The organism is Pseudomonas protegens (assembly GCF_003732485.1).
Classification (GTDB): Bacteria; Pseudomonadota; Gammaproteobacteria; order Pseudomonadales; family Pseudomonadaceae; genus Aquipseudomonas; species Aquipseudomonas protegens_B.
The window spans coordinates 105,346-116,700 of sequence record NZ_MOAK01000045.1 but is presented as its reverse complement, the minus strand read 5'-3'; the positions used below and the strand labels follow the sequence as shown (position 1 = coordinate 116,700).

The window sequence follows — 11,355 nt, the reverse complement described above, 5'->3', positions numbered from 1 at the left end:
CCTCTGGACCTGCCTCTGGCCCGGCCGCGCCCGCCGGTGCGCAGTGCCCGGGGCGGGCGCCACGCCATGGTCTTCGATCAGGACCTGGACCGCGGTGTGCGCGAACTGGCCGCGAGTACCGGCTGCACCCTGTTCATGGTGCTGCTGGCGTCCCTGCAGGTGCTGCTGCAGCGCTACAGCGGTGCCCGCAGCATTCGCGTGGGCACGCCGGTGGCCAACCGCACGCGGGCCGAAGTTGAGGGGCTGATCGGCTTTTTCGTCAACACCCAGGTGCTGCAGGCCGAGATCGACCCGCAGCAGTCATTCAGCACCTTGCTGGCCCAGGTCAAGACCCGGGTGCTGGAGGCCCAGGCGCATCAGGACCTGCCGTTCGAGCAACTGGTCGATGCCCTGCAGCCTGAGCGCAGCTTGAACCAGAGCCCATTGTTCCAGGTGCTCTACAACCACCTGGCGGGGGACAACGAAGGCGCGCGGGTGGAGATTCCCGGGCTGAAGATCGAGGCCCTGGCCAGCGACAGCGAATCCGTGCGCTTCGACCTGACCTTCAACACCCATGAAGAAGGCGGGCGCCTGCAGGGAGCGCTGGTCTACGCCAGCGACCTGTTCGACCCGCAGACCATCGAGCAGATGGCCCGGCATTGGCACAACCTGTTGCAGGCCGTGGTGCGCGAACCGCAGCGTCGCCTGGGCGAACTGCCGATGCTGGATGCGGCAGAGCGCACGCAGATACTGGAGCAGTGGAACCTCGGCAGCGCCTTTGAGCGTCCCCCCCTGTCGGTACCGGCCTGTGTCGAGGCGCATGCAGTGCGCAGCCCCGATGCGCTGGCCGTGGTCTGCGCCGGTCAGCAACTGACGTATCAACAGCTCAATGCGCAGGCCAACCGCCTGGCGCGTCAGCTGCGCGAGCGCGGCGTGGGCCCGGATGTGCTGGTGGGCATTGCCGCGCAACGCTCGATCGAGATGATCGTGGGCCTGCTGGCGGTGCTCAAGGCCGGCGGCGCCTACGTGCCTCTGGACCCCGAATACCCCCAGGAACGCCTCAACGGCATGATCGAGGACAGCAGGATTACCCAGTTGCTGGCCCAACAGCAGCTGATCGGGCGTTTTGCCGATCTGCCCGGGCTCTGTATCGAGCCCCTCGAGGATTCACCGGCACGCCAGGCCCTGAGTGGCAACAACCTCGAACCCCTGACGGCTCCCGGGCACCTGGCGTACGTGATCTTCACGTCCGGCTCCACGGGCCGGGCCAAGGGCGTGACCATCAGCCACGGCGCCCTGGCCAACTACGTGGCGGCCATTCACCAGCGTCTGCCGCTGGCGTCGGCCCGCAGCATGGCGCTGGTGTCCACGCCGGCGGCGGACCTTGGGCACACGGTGCTGTTCGGTGCCCTGTGCGGCGGTCAGGCGCTGCACGTGATCAGCGCCGATCTGGCGGTGGACGGTGCGGGCCTGGGCCAGTACCTGCAACAGCAACAGATCGATGTGCTGAAAATTGTCCCCTCGCACCTGGCGGCGCTGTTGGGTGAGGACAATGGCGCGGTGCTGCCACGTCAATGCCTGGTCCTGGGTGGCGAAGCCTGCCCGGTGAGCCTGGTTGAGCGCATCCAGCGCCTGGCGCCGCAGTGCCGGATCGTCAACCACTACGGGCCGACCGAAAGCACCGTGGGCGCCCTGACCCAGGCCGTGGAGGGCGACTGGTCCCAGGCCGCGTCGATTCCCATGGGCCGGCCGCTGACCAATGTCCGCGCCTATGTGCTGGACAGCGAAGGCCAGCCGGCGGCCATCGGCAGCCTGGGCGAACTGTATCTGGCCGGTGCCGGACTGGCCCGTGATTACCATCGGCGTCCTGAGCTGACCGCTGCCAGCTTCATCCCCGATCCTTTCGACCCGCAGGGTGGCGCCCGGCTGTACCGCACTGGCGATCAGGTGCGCTACCGCCGTGACGGCAGCATCGAGTTCTGCGGGCGCATCGACCAGCAGATCAAGATTCGTGGCTTCCGGGTCGAGCCGGGAGAAATCCAGGCCTGCCTGCACAGTCATCCCTGGGTGCGCGAGTGTGCGGTACTGGCCCTGGATGGACCCCAGGGCAAGCAGTTGGTGGCCTATCTGGTGTGCCAGTCCGGGCTCGACCCGGATCAGTGCAAGGAAGGGCTCAAGCAGCACATGAACGCGCACCTGTCGGCCCATCAGGTGCCCAGCCACCTGCTGTTGCTGCCGGCGCTGCCCCTGAGCCCCAACGGCAAGCTCGATCGCCAGGCTCTGCCGCGCCCTGAGCAGGGCCGTCCGCAGGACCTCTACCGTGCGGCACAGAACCCCGTGCAACAGACACTGGTGGATATCTGGCAGGAGGTCTTGAACCAGCCGCGAATAGGTATCAACGACAACTTCTTCGAACTGGGTGGCGACTCGATCATTGCCATCCAGATGGTCAGCCGGGCACGCCAGGCGGGCTTGCAGATATCTTCCCGGGACGTGTTCCGCTGCCAGAGCATTCTTGAACTGGCGGCGGTGGCCAAGCAGGGCACGGCCTTGCTCATCGATCAGGGACCGGTGCGTGGCCCGATGCCGCTGACGCCGATCCAGCAGGTGTTTTTTGCCAGCGACATTCCCCAGCGCCAGCACTGGAACCAGTCGCTGCTGCTGACCCCCCGCGAGCCGCTGCAGGAGCCGTTGCTGGAGCGCGCGCTGAACCAACTGTTGGTGCAGCACGATGCGTTGCGCCTGAGGTATCGGCAGCACGCCGGCCTCTGGCAGGCCGAACACCAGGAGCATCCCGAGCCGGTCAGCCTCTGGCGGCAGCGGGTGGCGGATGCCGCAGCGATTCAGGCACTGGGCCAACAGGCCCAGAGCAGTCTCGAGCTGGAACAGGGGCCGCTGTTGCGCGCGGTGCTGATGGACCTGGACGATGGCAGCCAGCGTTTGTTGCTGGTCATCCATCACCTGGTGGTGGACGGCGTGTCCTGGCGGATTCTGCTGGAGGATCTGCAAAGCCTTTATCGGCAGTTGGCCGAGGGGGCGGCGCCGGTCCTGCCGTCCAAGACCAGTGCTTTCCAGGATTGGGCCGTGCACCTGCAAGACTGGGCGCAGCGCCTTGGGCACACCGACGAACTCGATTACTGGTGCCGGCAACTGGAGCAGGCGCCTCAGGGCCTGCCCCTGGACTATCCCGCCGGGGCGAACCTGGCGTGCCATGGCACGGCGATCAATGCCCGGCTGCCTCGGGAGCTGACCAGCCAGCTGTTGCAGGAAGCCCCCAAGGCCTATCGCACCCAGATCAACGATCTGTTGCTGGCCGCCCTGGCGCGGGTGATCTGCCGTTGGACCGGGCATTCGCAGATGCTGGTGCAGTTGGAAGGTCACGGACGCGAGGAACTGTTTGCCGATGTCGACCTGTCGCGTTCGGTGGGCTGGTTCACCAGTCTCTATCCGCTGTGCCTGACTCCGGCGCAGCAACTCGCGGATTCGATCAAGGCGGTCAAGGAGGACTTGCGTCGGGTTCCGGCCAATGGCCTGGGTTATGGCGCGTTGCGTTACCTGGGGCAGGACGCGGTCCGCGAACGCCTGCAGGGGCTTGCGCAGCCGCGGATCACCTTCAACTACCTGGGGCAGTTCGACCAGAGCTTCGACTCGCAGTCACTCTTGGCTCCGGCGCCGGAAGCGGCCGGTGACGAACGTCACCATGAGGCGCCACTGAGCAACTGGTTGACGGTCAACAGCCAGGTCTATGGGGGCGAACTGTCCCTGAGCTGGAGTTTCAGCCATCAGTTGTTCAAGCCGCAGACGGTTCAGCGCCTGGCCGATGATTACCTGCTGGAACTGCAGGCGCTGATCGAGCATTGCACCCTGGACACCTCGGCTGGTGTCTCGCCGTCGGACTTCCCCCTGGCCGGGTTGAACCAGGCTCAGCTGGATGCGCTGCCGGTGGCCCCACGAACCATCGTCGACCTGTATCCCTTGTCGCCGATGCAGCAGGGCATGCTGTTCCACACCCTCTACGAGCAGGCCAGCGACGATTACGTCAATCAGGTGCGGGTGTCGGTGCAGGGCTTGGACCCGCAGCGTTTCCGCCGGGCATGGGAAGATGCCCTGCAGGCCCACGACATCCTGCGTACCTCTTTCCACTGGCAAGCGGAGCTCGAGCAACCGGTGCAGATTGTCCAGCGTCAGCTGGCGCTGCCGTTCCGGGTGCTCGACTGGTCGGACGGGCAGGCCAGCGAGCCGGCCCTTGACGCGCTGGCCGGCGAAGAGCGCAGCCTGTGTGCGCATTTCGATCGTGCACCGCTGTTGCGCCTGTGCCTGGTGCAGACCACGGCCCAGGACTACCAACTGATCTACACCAACCACCACATCCTGATGGATGGCTGGAGCAGTTCGCAGTTGATGAGCGAGGTCCTGCAACGCTACGCCGGGGTGGTACCGCCACAGGCTCCGGGACGTTATCGCGACTACATCCAGTGGCTGCAACGCCAGGACCTGAGCGCCTGTGAAAGTTTCTGGCGCGAGCAACTGGGTCGTTTGTCGACCCCGACCCGCCTGGCGGGCAGCATCGCCCTGGAGAACCCGGGCGCGGATGCCGGCCATGGCGAGTTCCACCATGATTGGACCCAGCCGTGGACCGAGCGCCTGGTGGCCTTCGCCCGGCAGCAGAAAATCACCGCCAACACCCTGCTGCAGGCGGCCTGGCTCCTGCTGTTGCAGCGCTATACCGGACAGAGCACCGTGGCCTTTGGCGCGACGGTGGCGGGGCGTCCTTCGGAGCTGCCGGGGATTGAGCAGCAGATCGGTCTGTTCATCAATACCTTGCCGGTGATTGCCACCCCCGATGCGCAGATGAGCGTGGCGCAGTGGCTGCAACAGGTTCAGGCGCACAATCTGCAACTGCGCGAATACGAACATACGCCGCTCAACGATATCCAGCGCTGGGCCGGCAGCAGCGGTGAAGCGCTGTTCGATACCCTGCTGGTCTTCGACAACTACCCGGTGGCCCAGGCCCTGGAGCAGGAGGAGGCTTCCAGCGTGCGCTTTGGTGCCGTGCAGAGTCGTGAACGCACCAACTATCCGTTGTCGGTGGCGGTGGCGCTGGAGCAGCGTCTGAGCATCAGCTACGGCTATGCCCGGGAGGCCTTCAGCGCGGCGGTGATCGAGCGCCTCAACGGCCATCTGCTGCACCTGCTGGCGCAGTTGATTGATAACCCCCAGTTGCAACTGGGCGCCATCGAGCTGCTGACCCCGGCCGAGACGGCGAGCCAATGCGTAGCGCCCGTCGCGCCGGGGATCGAGCCGGCGGTACACGAGAGCATCGGTGCCCTGGCACAACGCTGGCCGGAGCGCCAGGCGGTGCTGTTTGCCGGGCAGCGCTTCACCTACGGTGAACTGGACCAGCGAGCCAACCGCCTGGCCCATGAACTGGTGGCCCGCGGGGTCGGCCAGGAGGTCCGGGTCGGCGTGGCCCTGCCCCGGGGCGAGGGGCTGCTGGTGGCCTTGCTGGCGGTACTCAAGGCCGGCGGCGCCTTCGTGCCGCTGGACCTGAGCTACCCCGCCGACCGCCTGGCCTACCTCATGGCGGATTCCGGCATGGCCCTGTTGCTCAGTGACACCGAGTCGTTGCAGCGCCTGCCTTCGGCCGCCGGTCTGGCGGTGCTCGATCTGTCGCGCCTGGAGGTCGGGCAGCATCCGCTGACCGCGCCTGCGGTGACGGTGGCGGCAGAGAGCCTGGCGTATGTGATCTACACCTCGGGCTCCACCGGGCAACCCAAGGGTGTCACCGTGGCCCATGGTCCGCTGGCGATGCACTGTCGCACCACCGGCGAACGCTATGGCATGACGCCTGATGACTGTGAACTGCATTTCCTGTCGTTTTCCTTCGACGGCGCCCATGAACGCTGGCTGACCGCCTTTGTCTGCGGTGCCAGCCTGCTGCTGCGTGACGACAGCCTGTGGACCCCGGAGCAGACCTGTGAAGCGATTCGCAGCCATGGCGTGACCATGGCCGGCTTCCCGCCGGCGTACCTGCATCAGTTGGCGGAACATGTGCAGCGGGTCGGCAATCCGCCGCCCATGCGCCTCTACAGCTTTGGCGGCGATGCCATGCCTCAGGCCAGCTTCGAGCTGGTCCAGCAGGTGTTGCGTCCCCAGTACATGATCAACGGTTACGGGCCCACCGAAACCGTGGTCACGCCGCTGGTGTGGAAAACCGCTGCCGGTGAACCCTGTACGGCTGCTTATGCGCCCATCGGCCATTGCGTCGGCGAGCGCAGCGCCTATGTCCTGGATGCCGATCTCAATCCCTTGCCAGTGGGAGTCGCCGGAGAGCTGTACATCGGCGGCAATGGCTTGGCGCGAGGTTATCTGAAGCGTTTCGCACAGACCGCCGAGCGCTTTGTTCCCGATCCCTACAGCCCCTTGGGGGGACGTCTGTATCGCACCGGGGATGTGGTGCGCCAGGGCAGTGACGGGGTGTTCGAATACCTGGGGCGTATCGACAACCAGGTGAAGATCCGTGGCTTCCGCATCGAGCTGGGTGAAATCGAAGCGCGGCTGATGGCCCATGAGCAGGTCAGCGAGGCGGTGGTCCTGGCCCAGGACACCGCCCATGGCCGGCGTCTGGTGGCTTATCTGGTCACGGCCGCGACCGCGCGTGAGGACGAGCAAGACCAGGAAAGGCTGCGTGAAACCCTGCGCCAGACGTTGAAGGCCTGCCTGCCCGACTACATGGTGCCGTCCTATTGGCTGTTCCTCGAACGCTTGCCGCTGTCGCCCAATGGCAAGCTGGATCGCAAGGCGCTGCCCATGCCGGAAATGGCCCAGGCCAGCCACGCCTATGTGGCACCGCGCAGCGATCTGGAGAAGCGCCTTGCACAGATCTGGCAGGACGTGCTGAAGCTGGCGCAGGTCGGTCTGACCGACAACTTCTTCGAGCTGGGCGGGGATTCGATCATCTCCCTGCAGTTGGTCAGCCGAGCGCGTCAGGCCTCGATCCGCTTTACCCCCAAGGACCTGTTCGAGCAACAGACCATCGGAGGGCTGGCGGCGGTGGCGCAGTGCGGGGTGCAGGACGACATCGACCAGGGACCGGTGAGCGGCGACATGCCGCTGCTGCCGATCCAGCGTCTGTTCTTTGCCGAGCCGATTCCCCAGCGGCACCATTTCAATCAGTCGGTGCTGCTGATTCCGGCCACGCCCTTGAACCCGCTGGCCCTGAAGCAGGGCTTGCGGGCCTTGCTTGAACATCACGACGGATTGCGTCTGCAGTTCCAGCAGGGGAGCGCAGGCTGGAGTGCCAGCCATGGTCCGCTGGATCAGTCCGGGCCCGGTCCGGACCTGTTGTGGCAGGCCGAAGCCGCCAACGCCGACGAGCTGGAGCAGCTCTGCGAGAAGGTCCAGTGCAGCCTCGACCTGCAGCGCGGGCCTTTGTTGCGGGCGCTGTTGGTGACCCTGGCGGACTCCACTCAGCGCTTGTTGCTGGTGGCCCATCACCTGGTGGTGGATGGCGTGTCCTGGCGCCTGTTGTTCGAGGACCTGCAAAGCGCCTACACCCAGGCGCTGGCCGGGCAAGCGGTGCAGTTGCCTGCCAAGAGCAGTTCTTATCAGGCCTTTGGCCGACGCCTGCAAGCGTATGCCCATGGGCCCGAGGCCCGGGCCGAGCTGGCCTACTGGCGCGCGCAACTTGCGGGCGCACAGGCATCGTTGCCTGGGGTCGAACCCGGCACCCAGGCCTTGAGCCGCGACGCTGACAGCGTGCAGGTCCAGCTCGATGCCGCGACCACGCAACGCTTGCTGCAACGCGCTCCGGCCGCCTACCGGACCCAGGTCAACGACTTGTTGCTGGCGGCACTGGCCCAGGTCATGGGGCAGTGGACCGGACAGCCTTCGACCCTGATCCAGCTGGAAGGCCACGGGCGTGAGCAACTCTTCGAGGACCTGGACCTGAGCCGCACCGTGGGCTGGTTCACCTCGGTGTTCCCGGTGCGCCTGAGCGCCGGGGACAGCGCCGAGTCTTCGATCAAGCGGATCAAGGAACAGCTGCGGGCGATCCCCAACAAGGGGATCGGCTACGGTGCCCTGCGTTACCTGGGGGATACCGCCAGTCGCGAGGCGTTGCAGGGGCTTGCCCAACCTCGGGTCACCTTCAACTACCTGGGGCAGTTCGACGGCAGTTTCGATGATCCTCAGGCACTGTTCATTCCGGCGCCCGAGGCCCATGGCGCGGATGCCAGTATCGATGCCCCCCTGGGCAACTGGCTGTCCATCAGCGGCAAGGTGTACGACGGTCAGTTGCGCCTGGACTGGAGCTTCAGTCAGCGCATGTTCGACAGTGCGCAGATCGAGTCACTGGCCCAGGACTATGTCCAGGCGCTGCAGGCACTGGTGGAGCATTGCTGCCAGGCCCGCGGCGGCGTCACGCCATCGGATTTCCCGCTGGCGCGGCTGACCCAGGAACAGCTCGACGCCCTGACGCTGGTGCCGGCGCAGATCGAGGACATCTACCCATTGGCGCCGATGCAGCAGGCCTTGTTGCAACATGAGTTGCAGGCCCATGAGGCGGGGGATTTCGTCAACCAGATGTGCATGGATGTGCAAGGTGTCGACCCGCAGCGACTGCGTCAGGCCTGGCAGCAGGCCATGGATACCCATGAGATCCTGCGCAGCCGTTTTGTCTGGGGCGGATCCCTGGCGCAGCCGCTGCAGGTGGTCCACAAGCAGGTCGAGGTGCCGTTCCAGGAGCTCGACGGCACTGTGTTGAGCAGCGATGCGCTGGAGCGTCTGGCCCTGGCTGACCGGCTCAAGGGCTTCGACCTGGCCCAGGCGCCGTTGCTGCGTCTGCAGGTGATCAAGCTGGGGGAGGGACGCTACCGGCTGATCTGTACCAACCATCACATCCTGTTGGACGGCTGGAGCGGGTTCCAGTTGTTCAACGATGTGCTGGCGGCCTACACCGGGCAGGCCATCAGTCACCGACCGGCTGGCTACCATGACTACATTGCCTGGCTGCAGGCCCGGGACCAGCAGGCTGACGAGTGCTTCTGGCGTGAACAGCTCAAGCCACTGCAGGCGCCGACCTTGCTCAGTGCCTGCGCGATGGCCCAGGGCGATCGGCAGCGGGGTGGGCATCGCCAGCATTACTTCGAATTCGACGAGGCCCAGACCGAACAACTGACCCGTTTCGCCCGGCAGCAGAAGATCACCGCCAACACCCTGGTGCAGGCGGCCTGGCTGTTGCTCCTGCACGTACATTGCGGTCAGTCGACGGTGGCCTGCGGCGCCACCATCGCCGGACGCCCGCCACAGCTCAAGGGTATCGAGCAGCAGTTGGGGCTGTACATCAACGATGTGCCGCTGGTGGCCCGTATCGAGCCGGAGCAGCGCGTGGGTGACTGGCTGCAGGAGCTGCAAGGGCGCAACGTGCTGATGCGTGAGCACGGTTACAGCGCCTTGAGCGATATCGAGGGCTGGGCCGGATTGCCGGGCGGGGAGTTGAGCGACACGGTGATCGTGTTCGAGAACTATCCGGTCAGTGCGGCGTCGGCCGGTGGTGATGTCGGTGATTTGCGTCTGGAGAGCATGCACAGTTTCGAGCAGACCAGTTCGGCGCTGACCTTGTATGTCGAGCTCAAGGGGCAGTTGCAGTTCCACTATGACCATCGTCTTGAGGCCTTTAGCGAGGCGGCGGTGCAGGGGTTGAACCTGCAACTGGTGCAGTTGCTTGGGGTGTTGGCAGATGGTTCGCCGGCACTCTCGCTGGCGCAGGTGCTGGCGCAGTTGGGTGGGATTCGGTCTCAGCGGGAGGTGCGGGTGGGGGCTTAGGCTTAGGAGATTGGAGTGAAGGGCGGGAGGGCAGGTGACTGTTCTTTCGCTTTTAAAGCTGGAGGCGTGCCGCAGCCGTGGGCGGTCGAGGTCGAAACTGAGGGCTACACGTATTGCGAGGATGTGGAGGAAAACGCAATGGCAGGCAATCCATACCAGTTCGCTGCGCTATGCAGCGCAGCTAAGTAGGAAACGCTCAGTTGCACCCTCAAGCCCTGGCCTAAAAAACCGGGGCCGAGTGAGTAGAAGGGACGCCAATTTTCGCGTCCGCGAAAACAAGGAACCGATTATGAGCAACACAATGAGCATTGAATCGGCGTTGGCTTTGGATGGCCGCATATTCAGCCATGCTGACCCCCGCTGAACTTGAACTGTTCAAGTTCTACCGCGACCAGGGCCGCAAGTACGGTGTAGTCGCAACCATCGTCAGCGCGGCAGATCCTGCCGAGTTGGCCCAAGCCAAAACCCAAGCGCACCAGGACGAGGTTATGCGTCGTGTGAACAGCACCGTTTCCGTGGTCCGCAGTTAAGGGAAAAAGTGCCATGAGTGATGTTTTGTTTGTAACGAAGATCGGTAGTGATGAGCTACGCATCGAGGCGGCAAATCGTTTCGAAAAACCGTTCACTCTTGAATGCAATCTTGATCGCCGAGGTAGCCGCGTTTACCTGGAGTTACCACGCGGCTACCAAACAGTACGCGGAGCTAAATCAGCTGCGGCCCGGATGTTTGGCGGTGGGCTTGAGTGGAAGGCTCCCGCACCCATCGAAAATGCGTAGGAAAAAGATGATGAAGAGCGTGCTCTTTCGTAACCTTTCACTTGAAGCCCGCTTCCAGCTGGACGATCAATGGTGGGTGAAGATAGATGGGACTACGGCCAAGCACGCGATTTATGAAGTTTCAATCGACATGAAGCCCTCATACTCTGTTTTGATTAGAGGGGAAGAGCAGGTGCCTTCGGTTAATCATGACAGCGGCCGGCAGCAGATGCGTAAGCGTGAAGGTTTTTTGTGTTGCTCGGCACTTTGCTTGAGTCGTTCCACTGGCTTGGATGATAGAAAAGATCAGGGAAAGGGGAGTTCCCTGCGCTTCGCTCAGGGCCGGGCTTTCGTGCTGCGCATCGAGCCAGGTCAAACAGCCGACCTGTCTCCACCTCTGCGGGCTTCCATCCCTAACGTTTCCATTTCCCTCAAAAGATAAAAGTCAAGTGGTGAAGTTTTTGGAGTGAACTACATTTAGTTTTCAAACATAAAAACAAGGAAGACTATGATGCCGCTAGATCACTCATTACGAACCTCGCTGCTATGCACTGCGTCTTTGGTTATTTTTGTTACAGGTGGCCTAATGTCGTCAGCCATACAGGCCGCAGTATCACCAGCGGTCGCACAATCTTTCATCGACAGTGTGAATGAATATCGTTGGAAACAGTACGACACCCTCCCGATAACTTATGATACTACTACATTGCAAACAACAGCCCAGCAGTGGGCTGAAAAGTGTGTGCTTGTTTCTGACCCAACTGCTGAGTCTTCTAATACGATGCAGAATATGTA

Annotated in this window: 5 protein-coding genes; all 5 read left to right on the top strand. The window is 63.8% G+C overall.

Annotated elements, in window-relative coordinates; translation table 11 throughout:
* Nucleotides 1–3 precede the first annotated feature (3 nt).
* Nucleotides 4–9,804 carry a non-ribosomal peptide synthetase gene (locus tag BLX41_RS11430; protein WP_311197480.1) on the top strand — a complete coding sequence of 3,267 codons (9,801 nt, stop codon included), beginning with the start codon at nt 4–6 and terminating at the stop codon, nt 9,802–9,804.
* A gap of 347 nt (nt 9,805–10,151) precedes the next feature.
* On the top strand, nt 10,152–10,334 hold the full coding sequence (locus BLX41_RS11425; RefSeq protein ID WP_123724954.1) for a hypothetical protein: 183 nt from the start codon (nt 10,152–10,154) through the stop codon (nt 10,332–10,334).
* Between the two features lie 13 nt (nt 10,335–10,347).
* Nucleotides 10,348–10,581, top strand: coding sequence for a hypothetical protein (locus BLX41_RS11420; protein ID WP_123724953.1), 234 nt, complete (start codon nt 10,348–10,350; stop codon nt 10,579–10,581).
* Between the two features lie 10 nt (nt 10,582–10,591).
* Entirely contained in the window at nt 10,592–11,002 is a 411-nt protein-coding gene (locus BLX41_RS11415) for a hypothetical protein (protein WP_148059709.1), read from the top strand.
* A gap of 144 nt (nt 11,003–11,146) precedes the next feature.
* Nucleotides 11,147–11,355: hypothetical protein (locus BLX41_RS33615; protein ID WP_221179202.1), on the top strand; the 209-nt coding region annotated here is incomplete at its 3' end.

Excerpts from the sequence above, each read along its gene's own strand:
- BLX41_RS11420 (WP_123724953.1), top strand. The coding sequence starts at position 10,348 with ATGAGTGATGTTTTGTTTGTAACGAAGATCGGTAGTGATGAGCTACGC.
- BLX41_RS11415 (WP_148059709.1), top strand. The coding sequence starts at position 10,592 with ATGAAGAGCGTGCTCTTTCGTAACCTTTCACTTGAAGCCCGCTTCCAG.
- BLX41_RS11425 (WP_123724954.1), top strand. The coding sequence starts at position 10,152 with ATGCTGACCCCCGCTGAACTTGAACTGTTCAAGTTCTACCGCGACCAG.